Raw genomic sequence first — 21,499 nt, 5'->3', positions numbered from 1 at the left:
TTGGGTCGGTCTCCTCTAGCCCGGCTCGTCGCTCGCACCAGCGCCGTCGCGGCGGGCCTCGACCTCGACGGGGATGCTGATCGGATTCTGCGGCGACGACAGGTCGGCGCCGCCCACCTGCTCGACGCCGACCTCGAGCCGATAGCTGCCGGGCTCGCGCGGCGCCGGCAGCATCACTGTCTGGCGCAGGGTCTCGCCCGCGGGCACGTCTCGCCGCAGGCGCTCGGCCGGCAGGTCCTCGCTGTGACCGTCGGCCCCGACCCAGCGCGCGAACAGGCGCACGGTGAGCACGCCGTCGACGGGTCGCCCCGGCAGCGCCGCCGGCCACCCGGCACTGCCGCGGTTCGTGACCTCGACGGTGACCGGGAGCCGCCGCCCGACGGACACCGTGCCGCGCGCCCCGGCGACGACCCCCGCGCGACCGCTTCGTACCATGACGACCGGGGTACCGAGGACCGTATGGTCGCGCTCCACGCCGCTCGCGACGGCCCGGAACCAGGCCGGGTGTCGCGAGCTGGGATCGAGCTCGACCAGGATGAACGGGTCCATGAGGAGGGAGCGGCGCACGCGCGGGCTGTGCACCAGCCGATCGAGATCGGCGGCGTACCGCGCGGGCTGGCGCCACTGATACGGCGGGCGGACGAGGATCCACCGCAGCCCGGTCATGTCGACCAGGTCGTCGAGCGCGTCCGTATCCGGGAGGCGCCCGATCAAGCTCTCGACGAGCAGGAGGTGCAGCGGCACGTAGCCCGTGAAGAACCGGATGCTCGGTTGGCGATGGATCATCTGTGCGACCGTGGCTGCCGGATCTCCGATGCCGCTCGGCCATTCGAGAAGAGGCCCGGACCCTTCGCGCGCGACGAACGCCGCGACCGCGCGATACGCGTCCGCGTCGCGGTCGAGCGCGGGCGTGGTCAGGTACTTCGCCGGTGCCAGGCGCGACCAGCGGGTCACGCCGTCGAGCCGGCGTTCGGCCGCGGCGCCGGGTGGCAGCGGCGCGAGCCGCACGGCGACGAGCAGGCACACGATCAGCGCCGGTACGGCGGCGCGCCGCGCGCCGAGCCGCGACCATGCCGCGTCGAGCCCGATTCCCGCGACCAGTGACGTGCCGAAGAACGTCATGACGAGCGCGCGGTACGACGCGCGGATGAAGCGCGCCGGTGTCCACGTGAGCCAGGTGGCGAGCAGCGGAACGTCGAAGCCGAGCACGTGGACCGCGAGCGGTTCGACGGCGAGCGCACCGAGGCACGCGACGGCGAGCGCCGCCACGACCTCGAGACGACGGCGGCGGGCCACGAACGCGCTCACGATCCCGACCAGCGCGAGCGAGCCCAGGACGAGGTTTGGCAGCGCGAGGTGCCAGGCGAACGGCGCCTCGCCGACCGCCCGCATGCACGGGTGGAGATGGCCCGCACCGGCGACGCAACCCGCGATGCTCGCGACGAGCTCGGGCACCGAGGACGACTCCCGCACGAGCAGCGGCGGCGCCCCCGCGAGATGCGCCGTGCCCGCCTCGCTCTCCACCAGCTCCGTGTCGCCCGCCGTCTCGGGTCGCGTGAGATAGGGGCCCGACACCCACAACAGGAGCGCGAGCGCCGCGAGACCCGCGCCGGCCGCGAGCGCGGCGAACCGCCAGCGCCCGGGGCCCGGTCGGAGGAGCTCGGCGGCGGTCCACACGGGCGCGACGAGCCCCACGTAGACGGCCATGTGGTACGAGGAGAACAGGGCGAACCCGACCGCGCCGAACACGGCCAGCGTGCGAGGGGGATCGGGGCGCCGGCGCAGGGCGTGGAGCGCCAGGACGACGAGCGGCAGGCACACGTGCGAGTACTGCAGTACGTGGAGCGTCCCCATGGAGCCCCATCCGACGCCGTAGACGAAGCCCAGCGCGAACGCGGGCGCACGCGCGACGCCGAAGCCGACGAGGCAGCGCTCCATGGCGAGCGCGGCGAGGGGATACGACACCCACGCGGTGAGATTCGCCGCGACGAAGGCGCTACCCGTGAGCACGCGCAGCGGCGCGAAGAGGATCTGCCACGCGAGGAAGTGCTCGGAGCCGGCGAGCTGCGCCAGGGCCGGATAGTTGACGGGTGGGTCGAAGAGCTTGGCGGGCGACGTCGCGAGCGCGTGGGTGCCCCAGTCGAGCACCCAGAGGATCAACCACGCGTCGCGCGACGCGATGTCGCTCGGCAGCGCCGTCGCGGCGCGGGCGAGCCACGGCGCCGCGAGGACCCCGAAGATCGCGACGTACGCCGCGCAGTCGACGACGACGGCGCGTGCGGTCGCGCCCCTCGTCACCGGGACGATCCCTCCGCGAGCGTCAACACGTCCACCTCGGCCAGCTCCCACGTGCCGGTGCGGTTGCCGAGGCGGGCGTTCGTCAGCCGCACCCAGCGGGCGGGACGGGGCGTGAAGCGCGCGTCCCACCAGCGGACGTCCGCCGGATGCGCGAACAGCGCCGGGAGCGAGTCGGGGTCGAAGCGCGCGCCGGTCGGCGTCCACTCGGTGCCGTCGACCGACGTCTCGACGTCGGCGAGGTAGACGCCGACGGAGTCGAGCGAGCCGCCGACGCAGCGCACGCCGGCCACCATGCGGGCGACGCCGAGGTCGATCGTGAGCGACGGGACGGCGCCGCGCTCGACCGCGAGCTGCCAGACGGTTCGCGGGTCGTCGTCCTCGAGGGCGGCGAGGGCCTCCCGGTTGCCGCTTGCGCTGAGCGCCCGTCCCGCGCGCGCGAGCGGGACGGCCGCCGGCGGCGGGCTCGGCGCCGGCTCGTCGACACGCACGAGCGCGGCGGCACCGTCGCGGGCGACGATCTGCGTACCCGTGCTGGGCAGCGCCGCCAGACGCCGATCGAGCGCGGCGGGCGAGATGTCGCGGACGAGGACGGCGTGCACGCCGAGTGTCGCGAGGAGCGCGCGCGCGGGTTCGGCGGGGAACTCGAACAGGCGCTGGACCGCGAACGTGGGGCCGGGGCTGGTGAAGCCGCTGTACCCGTTCACCAGCGCCTTGCCGTGGAAGATGGAGAAGTAGAGGGCGCGCGCTGCGCCCTCGATCTCGTCGGTGCGCTCGTACAGCACGCGATCGGGCAGCCCGCGGACGGCCTCGTAGATTGGCGGCAGGTCCGACGCGACCGGCATGCGCCGGCGCTCGGTCGGCGCGGCGCCGGCGTCGAGGGCGAGCAACGCCACGAGAATCGTCGCGATGGCGACGCGCGGCACGCGCGCCGGCCCGAGCGCGACGACGGCGTCGACGGCAGCCCCGGCGAACCAGGCGGCGAACAGGAGGCCGACGTGGAAGGCGCGGTTCGTCATCCGCATCATGTCGAAGCCGGGCAGGCGGAGCTGCAGCTCGATCGGCACGAACATGATCGCGAGGGCGATCGCGAGCCCGAGCACGTTCGCGACCCAGACGAACCGCTCCCAGGACGTCGCCGCACGCCGGCGCGCGACCACGAGGCCGGCCGCGACGAGCGCACTCGTGAGCAGGCCGGGTCCGAAGGACACGATCGCGTCGCCGATCCGGCCGTCGAAGCCGGCGAGCGTGCCGCTCAAGGTCCCCGGCCCCGGCAGAAGGAAGGTCCACTGCGTCCCGAGACCTGCCGTACGGACGTGGCTCTGCGTTGCCCGCAGGACGACGTACGGCCACAGGGTCGGCGCGAGCAGCGCGGCGGTTCCGAGACCTGCGATCACCGTTCCGCGCGCGATGCGCGCGCGGCCGCCGGCGGGCGCGATCGCGATCGCCGCGAGCGCCAGGACCCCCATCACGACCGCGAAGTAGAAGGCGAGGTACATGCCCATGAGCGAGTGCACGACCCACCAGCCGACCCACGCAGCGAGGTCGCGCCCGCGTCCGCCCTGCACCCAGCGCAGCCACGCGGCGACCGCGAGCGGCATCGCGAACGTGAGCAGCACCTGGGGCCACATCGGCGAGTTCAGCCGAAACGGCGTGAACGAGAACACGAGCCCCGTCGCGACGGCGCCTGCGAGGCCGCCGCCCGTCTCGCGACGATACCGGAACGCCGTCGTCGCGCAGAGCACGAAGGAGGCGAGCGTCAGCAGGTTGAACTCGAGCAGCGGATTGCCGGTCGCGAGCCAGATCGGCAGGCCGAGGAGCCCTTCGCCGATCATGTGGTCGCCGTAGGCGAGCGTGTGCCTGGCCGGATGGAAGATGCCGGCTTCGAAGAGGTGGAGCGGATCGACGAGGATCGTGCGGGAGACGTGGTTCGTCCCCCAGGTATGGAACAGCGCATCGCCGGCGAGCCCCGAGAACGCGGGGATCGTGTGCGCGAGGCCGGACGGCGTCGGCCGGAACGTCCAGTACGCGACGATCGCGTAGCCGGCGGCAGCCGCGGCAACGGCTCGGAGCCCGACGCGCACCGGTCGCTCCTAGTCCATGTCGGAACGACGGTTCAAGCGATCAGAGCGCGCTGTCGCCGCGCACGGTGGCGCGTGGCTTCACCTTCACGGTACGACCGACGAACGCGCCGCGAAACGACCCGGCGCGTCCGAGCACGATGTCGCCCGCAGGGGCGAAGATGGTCGCGGCGACGGTGCTCTGCGCGCCCGCGACGAAGACCGGCACGTCGGAGCCGCCCGCGATGTCGATGCGCGCGTTGTGCGCCCGCATCGGGGCCGCCGCGCCGATCTGCGCGCCCCGCCGCAGGACGACGCTCTCGAGCACGCCGATGCGGCACAGGTCGGCGCACACGACTCGCCCCCGGGGGGCGATCGTGATGGATCTCACCTGGAAGTCGCCACCCGCGAGCTGCAGGAGCGAGCCGGGACCGACGACGATCGCCCCGTAGCTGCCCGGCGGATACGGCGCCGTGCCGGTGCGCGCCGGCACGCGCACGTCCGTCGTTCCCGGCGTCACGGCCACGGGCGCGAGGAGCGCCGGGTCGACGACCGGCGCTACGAGCGGCTGGCACGCGGGTACGGTCGCGCCCTGAACCGACGGGCCGCCGACCACGCCGCGCCCGAACACGGCGCCCGTCACCAGGCGACAGAAGATCGGATCGACCTTCGCGCCGTTGCCCATGCGCACGACGTCGGCGACGGCGCTGCCGGAAACGGTGACGTGCGCCGCGAGGCGCAGCTCACCGCCCGCGGACGCGACGGAGCCCGACTGCACGCGCACCTGCGGGCGCAGCATCACGTTCGCGACCCCGAGAATCGCGTAGGCCGGCAGCGCCGGCTGGATCGGCGCGGCGGCCGCCCGCCGCGGCCCGAGAGCCACGGCGGCGAGAGCGATGAGGGACAGCGCGATTCCGGGGCGACGTCTCACCTCCATACAGCCTATCCGGATCCCCCTCGCGGGCAAGCAGAAAGGGCAGGCGCGCGGTGAGGATCGCGAGGCCCTGCGCGCAGCTCAGGGACAGGCGACGGGCGCCGCCGGACACGCCGCCGGCGCGTTCTTCGCCCGGAACTTTGTCTTCTGCTTGTCCTTCAGGACCTTGCCCCCGAAGACCGTGCAGTACTCGGTACCGCCGCTGCGAAAGCGCACGCCCACCCGCTGCTGTGCGGGCTGGTCGAGCGAGTAGTCGATCGGCCGCACCTTCGCCTGACACACGACCACGAGCGACTTGGCGTCCTGGACGGTCGTGAGGCTGCAGGGACCCATCGCGAACTTCTTGTCCCGATAGCGGAACGTCGGCTTGGCCGGCTTGCCCTTCCTCGTCCATCCGGCCGCGGGAAGATCGAAGCAGGCCGAGTCCCCCGTGCCCGCATCGTTGAAGACCTGGAACACGGCCCCGTCCGTGACCGGATCGATGCCGCTGCCCGCGCTGGTGTCGATGCTCGCATCCTTCGCCTTGAAGACGATCTTGCGCTTCTTGGCGTCGGTGCCGTCGACGATGAGGAGGAGCTTGCCGCGGATCGCCTGCCCGGGCAGCGTCGTGGTCGTCGTCGTGGGCGGCGGCTCGGGCTCGCGGTCGAAGCGCGCCACGGCCGCGTCGTTCCCGGAGCTCGTGTAGAGCTGGAGCCCGACGGGGCTCACGAGGAATGCCTGCGGATTGTCGACGCCGGAGTTCGTGCCGAACGAGGTTGCGCTCGGGATCTGGGCACAGGCGTTCGTCCCCGTAGGGCCGGTCTCTGCCTCCGCCGTGATGCAGCTCTCGTAGGTGAGCGCACCGCTCATGGGGTCACGCACGAAGTGCGCGATCGTGTCGTCCTGCGGCGAGGCGACGTAGAGCGACGTCCCGTCCGGGCTCGCCGCCATCGAGCGCAGCTTGTCGAGTCCCGAGTTCGTTCCGCGCGAGGTGGCGCTCGCGATCTCGACGCACGCACCGGTGCCTGGGATCGGGATTGCCGGACCGCTCTCGGTCTCGCCGGTGATGCAGCCCTGGTAGGTGAGCGCGCCGTTTCCCGGATCGCGGTCGAAGCGGTCGACGGCGTCGTCCTCCTGCGAGACCGTGTAGACCGACTTGTCGTCGGGGCTGACGACGATCGCGTAGAGCGCATCGAGCCCGGAGTTGACGCCCGACGACGCCGCGGCGCCGATCTGGGCGCAGGCGCCGGTGCCGGTGGGGCCGCTCTCGATCTCGCCGCTGATGCAGCCCTGGTAGACGAGGGCGCCCGCCCCCGGATCGCGGGCGAAGCGAGCGACCCCATCGTCCAATAGGGAGACGGCGTACAGGGACTTCCCGTCCGCGCTGACTGCCAGCGAGAAGAGGTCATCGAGCCCGGAGTTCGCGCCCCCCGAGGCGGCGCTCCCGATCTGCACACACGCGCCCGTGCCGGCGGGCCCGCTCTCGGTCTCGCCGGTGATGCAGCCCTGGTAGGTGAGGGCGCCGGTCGCCGTGTCGCGATCGAAGCGCGCGACGGCGTCGTCGTCGCGCGAGACCGTGTAGAGCGACTTTCCGTCCGTGCTCACCACCAGAGCCGACAGGGAGTCGAGACCCGAATCGATGCCCGACGAGCTCGCGCTCGGGATCTTGGTACAGGCGGTGTCGTTCGCCTCGGACTTCCCGGTGAGGCAGTCGCGGTAGGTGAGGGCACCCGTCGCGGTGTCCCGGTCGAAACGGGCGACCGCGTCGTCCGTGAGGGACGCGGTGTAGAGCGACTTCCCGTCCGGGCTGAGCGCGATCGCCTGCGGCAAATCGAGCCCGGAGCTCTGTCCGGCCGTGGTGGCGCTCGGGATCTGCGCGCAGGCGCTCGTGCCCGTGGGGCCGGTCTCGATCGCGCCCGAGATGCACCCCTGGTACGCGAGCGCTCCGGTCGTGGGATCCCGGTCGAAGCGTGCGACGGCGTCGTCGTTGCCGGACGTGACGTACAGCGAGATCCCGTCCGCGCTCTCGGTCACCGATCGCAGGTTGTCGAGACCCGAGTGCTGGGCGACCGAGGTGGCGCCGGCGATCTGCGTGCACGCGTTCGTTCCCGCCGGGCCCGTCTCGAGCTCGCCGGTGATGCAGGTGCGGTAGGTGAGGCTTCCCACTGCCGGGCACCCCGGGGTCGTGCCGGCCGAGCAGACGCCGCTCGCGCAGGTGTCGCCGAGCGTGCAGTGGTCCCCATCGTCGCAGGGCGCTCCGGTCGCGGCAGTCGGATGCTGGCACGCGCCGAGGGCGTCGCACACGTCGTCGGTACATGGATTCGCGTCGGGCGCGCACCGGCTGTTCGGAGGGATCCCGTCGCCGCAGCCGACCTCGTAGGCGCCGATGTCGCAGCCGGCCCTTCCGTTGGCGTCGCCGTCGACCGGCCGGCCGACCCCGCGCTGGTCGGCGGGGGGACACGCGGCCGCATCTCCGGCGTCGATCGCCGGGCTCCCGGCGACGAGCGCCAGAGTCGGCGTCGGACCGCCGTGGTCGCCGAGTGCGCTGAGGCCCGCGGCGACGCCCTGGAGATCGCCGGGGCCCGCGAGCGCGCAGGTCGTGTCGTCGGAGAGGTTGTGGCCGCCCGACGTGATCGGCCCGAGGCAGCCGTGGCCGGACTGGTTGGCGACGATCGTGTTCTTCAAATGCAGGGTACCGACGGGGTCCTCCATCGGGACCAGGTTCATGATCTCCCACCCGCCCGTGCTCGTGCCAACGTTGTTGGCGAAGGTGCAGTTGGTGATCGTCGCCGTGCCACGAGAGAGCAGGAGTCCCGCGCCCGCGCGGTCCAATCCCGTGTTGGTGTTCCCGGCCACGGTCGTGTTGGTGAGGACGAGCGTCGAAGAATGGGCGCTCAAGATGCCCGCGCCGGCGTTGCCGGTCGTGGTGTTGCCGACGATCGCGCTGTCGACGATCGTCATGGTTCCGCCCCCGTCGTTCGCGATCCCACCGCCGTTGAAGCCCTGAGAGAGTGTGATCACGACGCGCGACAGCGTGAGGGCGACCGAGCCCGCGAGGGTCTCGACACCGCCGCCCCGACCAGAGCCGGCAGCGAGGCCGTGCGCGATCGTCACGTCGGAGATCGTGACGGTCGGGCCCGTCACGACGAAGACCTGCACGCTGTCCTGTCCGCTGATGGTGAGGACGTGCGCTCCCGGACCACGCAGGGTCATGTTCGTCGTGATCCCGGGGAGCGCGGCTCCGAGCAGGATCGTTCCGCCGAGACCGCTGAGGTCGATCGTGTCGTCACCGGCCCCGGCCGGGCACGCGCCGCTCACGGCGTCGGTGTTGGCGGCCGTGATCGCGTCGCGCAGCGTGCAGGCGACCGCGTTCGTGTCGTCGGTCGTGGCGACCGTGATGGTGGCGGCGACGATCGGCCTCGGCAGGAGAAGGGCAACCCAGAGCGCGGCGATCGACAGGGGTTTCGTCATGGGCTCTCCTTGGATCGACGCTCGAGCGTGTCACGCACGGCGCGTGCGGTCTGGCCGGCTACGTTGCTCACCGCCGCCTCGAACGCCTCGCGCTGCGCATCCATCCCGGCGAACGTCTGCCCGGGAATGGGGAGCATGCCCGGACTCGCCGACGCCTCGTCGTGCCAGTTCCAAGCGGGATCGCGATCGTCCACGAGCCGATTGTCGATCGCGACGAGCGCGTAGCGGTTGAAGCCGATGCCCGATCCGCCGCCCTCGAGCCTCACGATCTTCGTGTGCAGCACGTAGCGGCCGCCGGCGCCGTACGCGCCGGCGTCGGTGAGGGCGCGTTGCAGCACGTCGCGCAGCATCTCCGGCGTGACCACGCGCAGCGACGGCATCGAGAGGGCCGACGAGACCTCGACGGTGCGAACGACGTGCGCGCCGAGGCCCGTGGCGGGGGGGCCGACGGACGGTCGCATGCGATCGCTTCGAAGGTCGCAACCGGTGGCAAGGATGACGGCCGCGGAGGTCGAGAGGGCCAGCGCGGCCACGGGCCCATACGTCGACATGCCAGTCTCGCCCCCGCCGCGGCGTCTAGCGCGGGCCGGGAACGGCCGTCAACGAGCCCGAGCAGGTGCCTACCCGAGCCGTGCGAGCACCTGCTCGCGCCCGATCGGCGGGAACTGCTGCGGCGGAACGTCGCCCCGCAGCACGCGCGCCAGCACGGGCAGCGAGCGCAGGACGATCTCGGGGTTGAGCAGGAGCTGCTCGGGCACGTCGAGCATGTGGAAGACGCGCAGGAGCCCGCGGAAGACGACCGGATCGACGCGCGTCGCGGGACCGATGCCGCGGTCGAAGAGCCAGGCGAACGCCTCTTCGGCCATCTGCACGAGCGCCGCTCGGCCGTTGGTCGCGAGGCGGCGGCGCTCGCCGAGCATCCGGCGATCGGATCCGACCGCCGCGTCCCAGAACGGCCGCACGTGCGTCTCGCACGCCGCATGGTAGTGGCGGCCCATCGCGATCGGATCGTCGGGATGGCGGCCGATCGCCTCGTCGAGCAGCTCGACCATCATGAGCGCCGACGGACAGCCGCGGCCGTAGATCGGATTCGAGTGGTAGGCCGCGTCGCCGACCGCGACGAAGCCGGGCGCGAGCGGCCCCTCGTCGTCGACGAAGTGGCGGAGGCGATTTCGGAGCTGGCCCATGACGAGGACGGGCGTCGAGCGGCCGAAGATGGGCTCCGAGGTGCCGGGAGCGCGCCACGGCGCGATCGTGGGGAAGGCGCCCACGAAGCGCTCGAACTGCTCCGGATCGCCGAGGCGCTTCAACGCCGCGTCGTCGACCGGCGGACCGACGGTGATCGAGAACGTGCCGTGGTCGCCGGGGAAGATCGCCAGCTTCACCCAGCCGACGTCGCCCGCGACGAGCCCCGTGCCGCCGGTCGGCGGCTTGCCGTGCAGGAGGCGGTAGAAACGCGTGTAGTAGAGGATGCCGGTGTCGCTCGACTTCTCGCGTGGCCGCGCCGTGCCGAGTGCCTCCAGCCACTGCACGGCGCGCGAGCGCCGCCCGCTCGCATCGACGACGAGCGCTGCGGGGAGCACGCCGTCGTCGTCGAGACGCACGCCGCTCACCTGCGGACGGCTCCCGTCGCGGCCGATCGCCGTGAGACCCGCCGCGCCGACGCCCTCGCGCAACTCGACGGTCGGCAGGGCGCGCACGCTCTCGCGCAGTGCCCACTCGAACGTCGCACGGCGACAGGCGAGCAGCACCACGTCGTCGTCGCCGGGCGCGGGCGCCCACGTCATGCCGGGCGGCACGGTCTCGGCGAGCTGGATCTCGCGCACGCCCGCGGTGCGCAGGCGCTCGAGCACGTCCGGCATGTGCGCCAGGAGCACGAGCCGCAGCCGGGCGAGGAATGCGTGGGAATGGCGGAACTGCGGAACGCCAGGACGCTGCCACGATGCGAAGGCCGTCTCGGGTCCGTCGACCTCGGGACGGACGTCGCGCTCGAGCACGATCACGCGGTCGAAATGCCGCGCGAGCAGGCGGGCCGTCGCGAGCCCGGCGACGCTGCCGCCGAGCACGACGGCCGTGACCCCTCCATTCTCCGCCACCGCCGCAGGGTCCACGTGACGCCGAGGTCCGTCAAGGCACGAGGGGATCGCGCTGGACAGGGGCGGCGGGGGTACGCCATATGCCCCGCATGTCTCCCACCCACCGGCGCTACCTGATCCTCGACCAGGGCATCGGCGCCGGCGTCGTGAACCTCCTGCTCAATGCCGCGATCGCCTGGGCGACGTTCCGCGGTGCGACGACGGTGCCGCTGTGGGGCCAACAGAGCATCGGCGGCGACACGATCGGAACGACGTTCTTCCTGCCGTTCTTCACGACCCTCATCGCGAGCCGCATCGTGCGCAGCCAGGTGCGCAGCGGCCGCGTGCCGCCGCTCCCCTGGGCGGGTCCGTCGCTGCTGCGCCGGCTGCCGGCGAGCCTCGCGGGACGCGGCACGCTGCTCGGGATCGCGTGCATCGCCGTGGTCGGGATCCCAGCGACCTGGATGATGGGCGCGGCCGACGTCGGCCCGATGACGTTCGGCGGCTTCATCGCCTTCAAGGCGCTCTTCGCCGCCGTGCTGGGGATGGTCGTGACCCCCGTCATCGCGCGCATGGCGCTCGCCGACGCCGCCTGACGGCGGGGTATCGTCGGCCGCGCGCGTGCGCTAAGCGCAGGCCATGGACTACGCTCGTCTGGGTCGCACCGGCCTGCGCGTGAGCCGTCTCTGCCTCGGCACCATGAACTTCGGGCCGTACACCACCGAGCCCGACAGCCATGCGATCATGGACAAGGCGCTCGAGCTGGGCCTCAACTTCTTCGACACCGCGAACGTCTATGGCTGGAAGACCGGCGAAGGCGTCACCGAGCAGATCATCGGCCGCTGGCTCGCGCAGGGCGGAGGGCGGCGCGAGAAGGTCGTCCTCGCGACCAAGGTCTACGGGAAGATGGGCGGCGGTCCGAACGACCAGCGTCTGTCCGCGCGCCACGTCCGCGAGGCGTGCGAGGGCAGCCTGCGGCGCCTCAAGACCGATCACATCGATCTCTACCAGATGCACCACATCGATCGGGAGACGCCGTGGGACGAGGTCTGGCAGGCGATGGAGCTGCTCGTCCAGCAGGGCAAGGTCCTCTACGTGGGATCGAGCAACTTCGCGGGCTGGCAGATCGCGCAGGCGACGGAGGCGGCGGCGCGCCGGAATTTTCTCGGCCTCGTCTCCGAGCAGAGCCTCTACAACCTCACCATGCGCACGATCGAGCTAGAGGTGGTTCCGGCCTGCCGGGCGTACGGCATCGGGATCATCCCGTGGAGCCCGCTCGCGAGCGGCGCCCTCGGCGGCGTCCTCGGCGATCGCGGCAAGGGCCGGCGGTCACGCGACCTGGTCGCGCAGAAGCTCGAGAAGCACCGTCCGCAGATCGAAGCCTACGAGACGCTCTGCCGGCAGCTCGGCCACGAGCCCGCCGACGTCGCGCTCGCGTGGACGCTCCACAACCCCGTCGTGACCGCGCCCATCATCGGGCCCCGCACCATGGAGCAGCTCAGCGGAAGCCTGCGGGCGCTCGAGATCGTTCTCGACGAGGGCGTGCTGCGGCGTCTGGACGAGATCTGGCCGGGTCCCGGTGGCGAGGCGCCCGAAGCCTACGCATGGTGAGGCGAACGACGCGCGCATGATCCGTCTCGGTCCGCCGGCCGCCGTCTGCCGGGTCCTCACGTTCCGCGAGGGACTGCTCTCCGGCTTCGGTCACGACCTCGCGCTCGAGGTGACCCGCTTCGACCTGCGGATCGACGAGGCGCGGCGCGAGGTCGACGCGAGCTTCGATGCGGCCTCGCTCCGCGTCCGGCAGGTGCTGCGCGACGGGGCCGAGCTGCCGCCGACCACCCTCTCCGACGCCGACCGCCGCACGATCGAGGACAACGCCCGGCGCGACGTGCTGGACGCCAACCGCTACCCGGAGATCCGCTTCCGCTCGACGCGCGTCGTCGAGGTCGCGGACGGCTTCGACGTCGTCGGCCGCCTGACCCTGCACGGCGCGGAGCGCGAGGTCGCCGTACCGCTGCGGCGGTCGGGAGAGCGCTGGACGGCCGAGGTCCAGCTCCACCAGCCCGACTTCGGCATCCAGCCCTACAGCGCGCTGCTCGGGACGCTCAAGGTGAAGCCCGGCGTCGTCGTGCAGCTCTCGGTCCCCGATCCGCGCCGCGCGGCGGCGACCTGAACGGCCGAAGCGTCAGCGACACGACGCGGTCGCGATCTGCCGGAGCTGCTTGTCGAGCTGATCGCCGCCCGTGGTGGTCGACTTGCCGATGGACAGGCGCGCGACCTCGCACGCTTCGCCCTTCTGGCCGGCGTCGAGGAAGAGCTTCACCTGGGCGATGCGCGCTTCGTACCAGCCGGTGCCGCCGGTCGGGCTCGTCTCGACCACCTGCTTCCAGCGCGCGAGCGCGCCCGCACGATCGCCGAGCGCCGCCGCCGCCCGCGCGGCGCCGCGCATCGCCTCGGCCGAGGTCGGATCCTTCGCCAGCACCTCGTCGTAGCTCCGCCGCGCGTCGGCGGCGTTGCCGCCGCGCAGCTCGAGGTCGGCGAGCGCCACGCGGTCGGCGGTCTCACCGCCGCTCGCCACCAGAGCGCCGTAGACCTTGCGTGCGAGCGCGAGCGCCGCGCGTCGCTTCGCCTCGTCGGGGTCGTCGAGCTGCTTCTGGAGCGCGCGCCCGAGGTCGTCGAGCACGCGCCGGCGGTCGGCCTCGGGACCGGCGGCGAGGTACGCGTCGAGGTCACGCTCCGCGGCGTCGAGCTGCCCGAGCGCCACGCGCGCGACGAGGCGCCGTTGGACCGCCGTCGCGTGCCATTCCTTCGCGGCCGGGAACCGGGTCTCGTACTTGTCGAGGAACTCGACCACCGCCGCGGAGTCGGGTGGGCGCGCGTCTGCCGCGACGAGACCGCCCATGAGGGCCGCGCGCGCGACGGCCTGTTCGTCGGCGCCCTTGGCGGGCACGTCGCGCACGAAGGCGCGCAGGCGTTCGAGGAGCGCGCGGCGCTGCTCCGGCGGGGCGTCCTTGCCGGCCTTTACGAGCGCGCCCACCGCGCATTCGAGCGCGCCCAGGCGCGCGCGCGTCGCGAACGGACCGGCCGTGACGTGTGCGTACTCCGCCTCGGCCTTCGGACAGTCGCCGCGACTGCGCAAGAGCTCGCCCAGCTGGTAGCGCGCCTCGCCGACCGCGTCGTCCTTCGGGAAGCGCGTCGCAAAGGTCGTGAGTGCGTCCTCGTACGCGGCTGCGAGCGACGCGTCGCTCGCACGTGCGACGTCGAGCGCGCGGAAGCGGTAGTAGGCGGCGTCGCGCGCGCGCGCCGCATCCGGGAAGTCGCGCAGCAGCTCCTCGAACGCCTGGGCGGCCTCGCGCGTCTTCCCCGCGTTCATGAGGCAGCCGGCGTCGAGGTAGAGCAGCTCCGGCCGATAGCGCGCGCGCGTCGCGTCCTTCACCGCGCCGCCCGCGTCGGCGAGCGGCGCGACGTCTGCGCAGCGATTACGATCGATCGCGAGCTGGGCCAGGAGGAGAAGGCCGTAGCTCGACGTGACGCCGCTCGGGGTGCCGTTGCCGAGCTTGGTCGCGATCGTGCCGTCGACGCGCTTCGGCCAGTCGCCGCCGCGGGCCGCGAGACCGCGGGCGAGGGCCGTCGTGTCCTTCTCCAGCGCCGCGTTGCTCGCCACCTTCGGCAGCGCGTCGCCGAGCTGCGCGAGGAGCGTCTCGGGATCGTCGGGAGCCGGCTCCTTGCTCGCCTTGCCGCCCTGCCGTCGCGCCAGCTCGGCGAGCGCCGATCGCGCCTTGGCGGCAGTGCGCGGATCCTTCGCGGCGGCCTCGAGGTCGTCGCGCGCCTGCGCGTAGTTGCCGAGGTCCAGGAACGCGAGGCCGCGCCCGTACTGGCTCTCGGCGTACACCTCGGGAACCTCGTTCACGACCAGGAACTGCGAGAAGCCCTCGACCGCCTTGTCGAGGAGCTGATTCTTGCGGCGCTGGTCGGTCGTGAGCTGCGCGCCCTGATAGCGGACCCACGCCAGATGATAGGTGATGACCAGCGATGCGATCTCCGGGTCGCGCCAGCGCGATTCCTTGTAGAGCGCTTCGATGTCGCCGTCGCGCTCCATCACCTCGTCGCGCATGCGATCGAGCCGCTCCTGCAGGTCGTCCAGCGTCGAGGCGAGGGCCTTCTCCAGGTCGGGGAAGATCGCGGCGGCCTGCTCCTTCTGCCCGCGCTCGAGCAGGTCGTAGAACGCCTTCGCCCGGCGCTCGAGCTCGCCGAGGCTCTCGGCGCGCAGGGCGGCCGCGACCCCGAGGACGATCAGGGTCGCCAGGCAGAAGGCGCGGGCGATCACTCCGAGGCCAGGGCGAAGCCGGACGCGCCCGCCTCCTTGGCAAGCCCGAGCACGCGAACGACCTCGCCGAGCACGACCTGCCGGTCGCCGGCGAGGATCACGACCTTCTGCTTGGCGCGCGCGAGCGCGTCCTTGAGCGCGCTCACGACCGCCGCGTCGTCGCCCTCGACCGAGCGATCGCCGACGTAGATCTGCTTGCTCGGCGTCATGGTCACCATGACGCCCTGGGTCTCCTGGTTGTCCTCGGCGGTCTCGGGCAGGTTCACGTCGGCCGCGGGCTTCACCATGGCCGAGGTGGTGATCATGAAGATGATGAGGAGGACCAGGAATACGTCCGTCAGCGGCGTGACGTTGATCTCGGCGACGATCTGGCCGCGGCGATGGGCCTTACCGAACGCCATGCGCTCTCCGTCCGGCCATGAGCGCTTCCACGACCCGAGCGCTGCCGATCTGCAGGGCCGCGTCGATGCGTTCCACGCGCGCCTGGAAGTAGTTGTAGAGGACGACCGCGAGGATGCCGACCGCGAGCCCGAGCGCGGTTGCGATCAGCGCCTCGGAGATGCCGCCCGCGACGACGCCGAAGCCGCCGGTGCCGGCGATCGCCATGCTGTGGAACGAGCGGATGATGCCCATCACCGTACCGAACAGGCCGATGAACGGCGCCGACGATCCGATCGTGCCGAGGATCCAGAGATAGGATCCGGCCTCCTGGGCCTCCTCGAACTGGCGTTCGTCGGCGATCCGCTCGAGCTCGGTCCGTTCGAGCCCCGGCTCGGCCAGGATGTCGGCGAAGACGCGTCGCGCAGCGGTGGCGGGGGCCTGCGCCAGCGTCGCGATCGCGTTCTTCGCGTCGCCGTTGGCGAGCGTCGGCGCAATGCGCGCCGCGAGCGCGGGCGCCGCGGCGAGCGCGCCGCGCAGCGCCCAGGCGCGTTCGAGCGCGACGGCCACCACGATGACCGAGCAGATGAGCAGGGGATAGGTCGAGATCGCGCCCTGCTGGATCAAGGTCCAGAAGCTGAGGTCCACGGGGTTGACGGCGTTCTCCATTACGGTGCTCCTCGTAGCATAGTCGTTACCGGCCGCGTGCGACGCGGCCCACCTCTTTCTCCCACTGCGACCCGAATGCCAGCACGAGCACGTTGCGCACCAGCGCCGCGTCCTCGCCCAGCGCGACGTCCGTGCCGCCGCCCTGCTTCGAGATCTCGTGGAAGCTCTGCTGCAGCTCCTTGTAGAACTCGGGCAGCGGCGAGATCTCCTTCGGCTCCTCGCCGTAGAGCCAGCGATTGAGCTTGCGCTCGTGCTCGGCGTGGAGCGGATAGCTGACGTCGATCGTGCTCACGTAGCCGTTGCGCGCGCGCCAGTCGGCGATGAGGTTCCGGATGGCGGGGAGATCTTCGTCGTGCGGCGGTGAGCTGCCGACGATGATGATCACCTTCTTGGCATCGGGGCGCCACTTGAGCTGCTTCATCGCCGTCTCGAGCCCTTCCTTCACGGCTTCCTTCCAGTCGCCGCCGCCCTCGGCGACGATGCCGCCGAGGAAGGACTGCACCTTCGAGGCGTTGTAGGTGAGGTCGCTCCACTTCACGAGGAAATCCTCGCTCTGCCGCGGTGCGGTCGCGACCTTGTCGTCGGTGCGGTCGCGATAGGCGACGGCGCCGATGCGCGCCGTCGGGACGAGGCGCTGCATGGTGCGCACCAGGTCCTGCAGGCGGCGCTTCAGGTCGTCGATGATGTTCTGCATGCTGCCGGTCGAGTCGACGACGATGGCGACGTCGAGGCCGACCTTGCGGAGCCCCCCGACGTATTTTCCGAACGAGCTGCCGAGCGACCAGCCGAGACCACCGCCTCCGCCGCCGAGGCCGATGCCGCCCGAGCCCGCGCCCGCCGCCGCGAGGCGCGCGCCGAGATCGGTGCCGGCGCCGATCGGCTTCACGGGTCGGGCGAACTGGATGACGGGCGCGTTGGTCGACGTCGCCGTCTTGGGCTTCGCCGGCTGCGGGACGAGGATGCGCTCGGCTTCGCGCGGCGCCAGCAATGCGGTCAGCTCCTGCTCGGAGTTCGGCTCCTGCGGCCGCACGAGGTCCGGGATGTCCTCGAGCGAGAAGATCTCGCGCCGCTGCTGTTCGCCGAGGCCGGGACCGCCGCCGCTGCCGATGCCGAAGCCCGGACCGACGCCGATGCCGAACCCGCCGCCGAGCCCCGTCACGTCGAAGATCACGAGCGCGACGAAGACGACGTGGAGGAGGATCGAGACCAGGAGCGCGACGGCGCTGCGGGCGGCCCGGGGATGGAAGGACGAGACCGGAGGAGGGGGGGGCGACATCGAGGCGGGACCGATGGGGTCTACGGACGGTGCCGAAACCTGTCAACCTCGCCGCGGTGCCATCGATCACCAGCGCAGCTTCGTGCGCAGCTCCCGCGCCTGGGCACGGCTGACGGCGACCTCGCTTGCCGCGCCGTCCTTCATGACGAGCTTGTAGCGACCACCGAACCAGGGGACGATCTCGCGCACCTGGCGCATGTTCACGAGGCTCGCCTTGTGGGCCCGGAAGAACGCGTCGGGGTCGAGGCGCTCCTCGAGCTCGCGCAGCGTGAGGTTGGTCATGTAGGCGCGCTCGGCCGTGTGCGCGTAGACCAGGCGATACTCGACGCCGAACCACAGGACGTCTTCCACCGGGAGCAGCAGGATGCGCTTACCCGCGTGCACCGGCACCTGCCGCACGTGGTCCTTGCGGCTGTCCTCGAGGCGCTTCAGCACCGCTTCGACGTCGAGCCCGGGCGTGCCGTGATCGAGGCGCGTCCGGACGCGGCCCACCGCTTCTTCGACGCGCGCGCGGGCGAACGGCTTCAGGAGGTAGTCGACCGCCTGGACCTCGAAGGCGCGGATCGCGTACTCGTCGTAGGCCGTCGCGAACACCACCTGCGGCGCGGGGCGCGAGAGCGACTTCAGCACGTCGAAGCCGTCCATGCCGGGCATCTGGACGTCGAGGAACACCAGGTCCGGCTGGTCCTGCTCGATGCGTTCGACGGCCTCGACGCCGTTGATCGCCTGCCCGATCACCTCCACCCCGTCGACCTTGGCGAGAAACCCGATGAGGCGATCGCGCGCGAGCTTCTCGTCGTCGACGACGAGCGTGCGGATCGATGTCATGCCGCCTGGCGTGGCAGGGCGTCGCGCGTGGGCAGGCGCAAGCACACGCGAGTGCCGCCGCCGGGCGTGCTCGTGATCTCGGGCAGGTGCGACGGCCCATAGAGGCGCTCGAGGCGGGCGCGCAGGTTGCGCAGGCCGACGCCGCGGTCGTACACCGAATCGAGCACCGAGGACGACATGCCGAGCCCGTCGTCGCCGATGACGAGCGTCAGCATCTCGTCTTCGACCAGCGCGTCGATGCGCAGCGTGCCGGGCCCGACCTTGCGCGAGAGGCCGTGCTTCACCGCGTTCTCGACCAGGGGCTGCAGGATCAGGTTCGGAATCAGGCGCCGCAGGCTCCGCGGATCGACGCGCGTCTCGACCCGCAGCCGTTCGTCGAACCGCGCGCGCTCGATCTCGAGGTAGGCCGTCGTCATCTGGAGCTCGTCCGCGAGCGGCACGAACTCCTGCTCGGCGCGGTGCAGGAGGTAGCGGAAGATCTCGGCCAGCCGCTCGACGCACGCCTCGGCCTTGGCGGGGTCGACGTGGATCAGCTGCGCGATCGAGTTGAGACTGTTGAACAGGAAGTGCGGATTGATCTGCGCCCGCAGGGCGGCGAGCTGTGCGGTCGCGGCGAGCTCGGTCAGCTCCTGCGCCCGGGTCTGCAGCGTCTCCATACGCCGCCAGACGAGGTGATAGCCGATGACCGACGAGATGACGGTGGGCACGATCGGCATGAGGGCGTACATGCGGACGCCAGCCTGCCGCATCGCCGGGGTGATGAGGATGTGCTCCTCCGCTCCGGTGGGGCTGCCGAAGAGCGGCGGCGCGCCCAGGAGGTACGCCACCGTCGATGCGACCACCACCGACAGCGCGCCGAAGGCGATCGTCGCGGCCACGACCTCGAGCGTCACCTGGGCAGCGAAGGACGGCCGTGAGAGCGCCGGGAAGATCCATCGCTGCAGCGCGTAGGCGACGGACGCGAAGACGAGCGCGCACACGAAGAAGGTGAGCGGGGCGGCCGCCGTCTTCCACAGGAAGAGGTGGAGGAGGCCCAGGTGGAGGCCCACGGCCGCGCCCATGGCGAGCACGACCTGGAACATGCGATCTCGAAGGAACGGTCGCTTCATGACGATGTCGGCCGAGACCATGGCGCCGATGCTACCGCAGGCCGGGCCTCACCGACTACGGTTGCGCGCCGGGCGCCCGCGCGCGAGCAGTTTCGCCCGAACGGTCGGCCGGGGGTTGCAGGCCGGCTACTCCGGGGCCCGAACGGTCGCGCTCCGCGGGGCCGACAGGCGGCCCCGCGGAGCCCGTCACCCGGCGCGGAGGGAGATCTGCGCCAGGAAGGTCAGGTCGATGAGACCGCGCCCAGCCTCGGTGCTGCCGAGCGTCTGGGCGCCGGGTGCCGGTCGCGTGGGCACGCCAGCTCGTGCCGGCGGAGCTGTGTCTCGGCCGCTTCCCACCCATCGGCGGCCCCTTCGAGCGCCACGCCGCAGGCGGCACAGGTGCCATAGGCCCGACGCCGTCGCGGGACGCGCCTGTGCAGGAAGCGCACGTTCCCGCGTACCGTCTGCAACCAGCTACCCGTCATGCCGTCTTTCCGGAGCAAGACGGGTGCCACGGGATTGCGCACGGAACCGCCGCCGCGGCGTCGCGCGGTGTTGACGCCGTGTCCACGATCGTGGACGCGGAAGCTACTTCGGGCGCTCGATGCCGAGGGCGCGGATCAGGTTGTAGACGTGCGAGCGCGCGAGGTCGAGACGGCGGGCGGCCTCGATCACGCTCCATCCAGATTCGTCCAGCGTGTCGCGGAGCAGCTTCACGTGGAAGCGCCGCGTCGCCTCCTGGAACGTCAGCTGTCCGTTGTGCTCGGTCCCGTTCGATCCCGTCTCGGGGAAGAAGTGGCCGCGCTCGACCCAGCGCGCGCCGGTCGCCGCGGCGCGGATGGTGGCGGCTTCGACGCTGTGCGCGAGCTGGCGCACGTTGCCGGGCCACTCCGCGGCCTCGAGCGCCCGCTGGGCGTACGGCGAGATGCCGACGTGCGGCAGCCGATGCCGCTCGCTCGCCTGGGCGCAGAAGTACTGGGCGAGCGCGCCGATGTCGTCCCGCCGCTCGGCGAGGCTCGGCACGTGGATCGGCAGCACGTGCAGCCGGTAGAAGAGATCCTCGCGGAAGCGGTGCTCGGCCATCGCGGCGGCGAGATCCGTGTTGGTCGCGGCGATGATGCGGACGTCGGCGCGGATGGACCGCGCGGCCCCCAGCGGAAAGTATTCCCCCGATTGCAGGAGCTGCAGGAGCTTCGCCTGCGCCGGCAGCGAGAGGTCGCCGACCTCGTCGAGCAGGAGCGTCCCCTGCGTGGCGGCGGCGAGCTTGCCCTCGATCCGCTTGGTCGCCGTCGAGTGGGCGCCGGGCATGGCCCCGAACAGCTCGCTCTCGATCAGGTTGTCCGGGAGCGCGGCGCAGTTGAGCTCGATGAACGGACCCGACGCCCGCAGGCTGTTGTCGTGGATCACGCGCGCGAGCTGGCTCTTGCCGGTTCCGGTCTCGCCCGTGAGCAGGATGGACAGCTCGAGCGGCGCCACGAGGGCCACCTGCTGGAGGACCCTGGCGAGCGCGGCGCTGCGCCCGATCACGCCGTCGGCGCGCAGGCGCAGGCGAGCCGCGCGCGTGGCGTCGGTGTCGATCCGCCGCCGCTCCTGCGTGAGCAGTCGGTCCGCCAGCGGCGCCAGGTGGCGCGCGAACACCTCGGCGTTCGATCGATCCTCCTCCGTGAAGGTCCCGGGCTCGGTGCGGCCCTGCAGGTAGAGCACACCCAGGCGCGGATCACGGCCGATCGGCGCGCACAGCACCGACTCGATGCGGCTGGCGCGGACGCTCCCGCGCTCGCGGAAGCGCGGGTCGAGGAGGGCCGACGCCGTCATGATCGTCTCGCCGGTCTCGAGCGCCTGCGCCACGATCCCCTGCGAGATGCTGGCTCGCACCTGGGCGAGCTCCCCCTCCGAGAAACCGTGCTGCATCCACCACCCCTCGCCCGCGGGATCATGGTCGACGTCGTCGACCTGCAGGTAGCCGAGGCGTGCGCCGGTCACCTCGACGATGAGCGCGAGGGCCTCGCGAAGAAAGGGCTCGAGCTCCTGTGCGTCGCCCAGCCGCAAGAGTCGAAGATAGAGGTCACGCTCCCGTCTGACTTGAAGCTCTGACTCCTCGGACATGCGCAGGTACTAG

At 71.9% G+C, this 21,499-nt stretch carries 16 protein-coding genes; 3 read left to right on the top strand and 13 right to left on the bottom strand.

What is annotated here, in order from left to right; all coding sequences use genetic code 11:
* Nucleotides 1-15 precede the first annotated feature (15 nt).
* The 6 genes from VMS22_03710 to VMS22_03685 form a co-directional block, all read right to left on the bottom strand.
* On the bottom strand, nt 16-2,298 hold the full coding sequence (locus VMS22_03710; protein ID HXJ33122.1) for a hypothetical protein: 2,283 nt from the start codon (nt 2,296-2,298) through the stop codon (nt 16-18).
* Nucleotides 2,295-4,379, bottom strand: coding sequence for a discoidin domain-containing protein (locus VMS22_03705; protein HXJ33121.1), 2,085 nt, complete (start codon nt 4,377-4,379; stop codon nt 2,295-2,297). The genes VMS22_03710 and VMS22_03705 overlap by 4 nt, the downstream gene beginning before the upstream one ends.
* A 40-nt stretch (nt 4,380-4,419) precedes the next feature.
* Nucleotides 4,420-5,286, bottom strand: coding sequence for a hypothetical protein (locus VMS22_03700; protein ID HXJ33120.1), 867 nt, complete (start codon nt 5,284-5,286; stop codon nt 4,420-4,422).
* Nucleotides 5,287-5,370: 84 nt separating this feature from the next.
* Nucleotides 5,371-8,739, bottom strand: coding sequence for a choice-of-anchor Q domain-containing protein (locus VMS22_03695; GenBank protein HXJ33119.1), 3,369 nt, complete (start codon nt 8,737-8,739; stop codon nt 5,371-5,373).
* Complete coding sequence (locus tag VMS22_03690) at nt 8,736-9,200, bottom strand: hypothetical protein (GenBank protein HXJ33118.1); 465 nt, start codon at nt 9,198-9,200, stop codon at nt 8,736-8,738. Before VMS22_03690 ends, VMS22_03695 begins: the two co-directional genes overlap by 4 nt.
* 159 nt (nt 9,201-9,359) lie before the next feature.
* Entirely contained in the window at nt 9,360-10,850 is a 1,491-nt protein-coding gene (locus tag VMS22_03685) for a hypothetical protein (protein HXJ33117.1), read from the bottom strand.
* Nucleotides 10,851-10,924: 74 nt separating this feature from the next.
* On the opposite strand from VMS22_03685, the gene VMS22_03680 reads away from it, so the two are divergent.
* Genes VMS22_03680 through VMS22_03670 form a run of 3 tightly spaced genes read left to right on the top strand, consistent with a single transcriptional unit; the run spans nt 10,925 to nt 12,987 of the window.
* Nucleotides 10,925-11,410, top strand: a complete 486-nt coding sequence (locus VMS22_03680) for a hypothetical protein (GenBank protein HXJ33116.1) — start codon at nt 10,925-10,927, stop codon at nt 11,408-11,410.
* A gap of 43 nt (nt 11,411-11,453) precedes the next feature.
* Nucleotides 11,454-12,425, top strand: coding sequence for an aldo/keto reductase (locus VMS22_03675; protein ID HXJ33115.1), 972 nt, complete (start codon nt 11,454-11,456; stop codon nt 12,423-12,425).
* Between the two features lie 16 nt (nt 12,426-12,441).
* Complete coding sequence (locus tag VMS22_03670; GenBank protein ID HXJ33114.1) at nt 12,442-12,987, top strand: YceI family protein; 546 nt, start codon at nt 12,442-12,444, stop codon at nt 12,985-12,987.
* A 12-nt stretch (nt 12,988-12,999) separates the two neighbouring features.
* Here VMS22_03670 and VMS22_03665 read toward each other — a convergent pair whose 3' ends face one another.
* From VMS22_03665 to VMS22_03635, 7 genes are all read right to left on the bottom strand, one after another.
* Complete coding sequence (locus VMS22_03665) at nt 13,000-15,141, bottom strand: tetratricopeptide repeat protein (GenBank protein HXJ33113.1); 2,142 nt, start codon at nt 15,139-15,141, stop codon at nt 13,000-13,002.
* Nucleotides 15,138-15,542, bottom strand: a complete 405-nt coding sequence (locus VMS22_03660; protein ID HXJ33112.1) for a biopolymer transporter ExbD — start codon at nt 15,540-15,542, stop codon at nt 15,138-15,140. Before VMS22_03660 ends, VMS22_03665 begins: the two co-directional genes overlap by 4 nt.
* Nucleotides 15,529-16,188, bottom strand: coding sequence for a MotA/TolQ/ExbB proton channel family protein (locus VMS22_03655; protein HXJ33111.1), 660 nt, complete (start codon nt 16,186-16,188; stop codon nt 15,529-15,531). The genes VMS22_03660 and VMS22_03655 overlap by 14 nt, the downstream gene beginning before the upstream one ends.
* A 25-nt stretch (nt 16,189-16,213) precedes the next feature.
* Entirely contained in the window at nt 16,214-17,464 is a 1,251-nt protein-coding gene (locus VMS22_03650; protein ID HXJ33110.1) for a vWA domain-containing protein, read from the bottom strand.
* A gap of 66 nt (nt 17,465-17,530) precedes the next feature.
* Nucleotides 17,531-18,292: a LytTR family transcriptional regulator DNA-binding domain-containing protein gene (locus VMS22_03645; GenBank protein HXJ33109.1), complete on the bottom strand. Its 762-nt coding sequence runs from the start codon at nt 18,290-18,292 to the stop codon at nt 17,531-17,533.
* On the bottom strand, nt 18,289-19,422 hold the full coding sequence (locus VMS22_03640; GenBank protein ID HXJ33108.1) for a histidine kinase: 1,134 nt from the start codon (nt 19,420-19,422) through the stop codon (nt 18,289-18,291). The genes VMS22_03645 and VMS22_03640 overlap by 4 nt, the downstream gene beginning before the upstream one ends.
* 546 nt (nt 19,423-19,968) lie before the next feature.
* Complete coding sequence (locus VMS22_03635) at nt 19,969-21,486, bottom strand: sigma-54-dependent Fis family transcriptional regulator (protein ID HXJ33107.1); 1,518 nt, start codon at nt 21,484-21,486, stop codon at nt 19,969-19,971.
* Between the last annotated feature and the right edge of the window lie 13 nt (nt 21,487-21,499).

The sequence above is a fragment of the Candidatus Eisenbacteria bacterium genome, from assembly GCA_035577985.1.
In the GTDB taxonomy this organism is placed as follows: Bacteria; Desulfobacterota; Binatia; order DP-6; family DP-6; genus DATJZY01.
The sequence above is the reverse complement of the archived record's forward strand: the minus strand, read 5'-3'. Positions and strand labels throughout refer to the sequence as shown.

Coding starts and splice junctions, on each gene's coding strand:
- VMS22_03655 (HXJ33111.1), bottom strand. CDS start 16,188: ATGGAGAACGCCGTCAACCCCGTGGACCTCAGCTTCTGGACCTTGATC.
- VMS22_03650 (HXJ33110.1), bottom strand. CDS start 17,464: ATGTCGCCCCCCCCTCCTCCGGTCTCGTCCTTCCATCCCCGGGCCGCC.
- VMS22_03670 (HXJ33114.1), top strand. CDS start 12,442: ATGATCCGTCTCGGTCCGCCGGCCGCCGTCTGCCGGGTCCTCACGTTC.
- VMS22_03660 (HXJ33112.1), bottom strand. CDS start 15,542: ATGGCGTTCGGTAAGGCCCATCGCCGCGGCCAGATCGTCGCCGAGATC.
- VMS22_03680 (HXJ33116.1), top strand. CDS start 10,925: ATGTCTCCCACCCACCGGCGCTACCTGATCCTCGACCAGGGCATCGGC.
- VMS22_03690 (HXJ33118.1), bottom strand. CDS start 9,200: ATGCGACCGTCCGTCGGCCCCCCCGCCACGGGCCTCGGCGCGCACGTC.
- VMS22_03675 (HXJ33115.1), top strand. CDS start 11,454: ATGGACTACGCTCGTCTGGGTCGCACCGGCCTGCGCGTGAGCCGTCTC.
- VMS22_03695 (HXJ33119.1), bottom strand. CDS start 8,739: ATGACGAAACCCCTGTCGATCGCCGCGCTCTGGGTTGCCCTTCTCCTG.
- VMS22_03640 (HXJ33108.1), bottom strand. CDS start 19,422: ATGGTCTCGGCCGACATCGTCATGAAGCGACCGTTCCTTCGAGATCGC.
- VMS22_03635 (HXJ33107.1), bottom strand. CDS start 21,486: ATGTCCGAGGAGTCAGAGCTTCAAGTCAGACGGGAGCGTGACCTCTAT.
- VMS22_03645 (HXJ33109.1), bottom strand. CDS start 18,292: ATGACATCGATCCGCACGCTCGTCGTCGACGACGAGAAGCTCGCGCGC.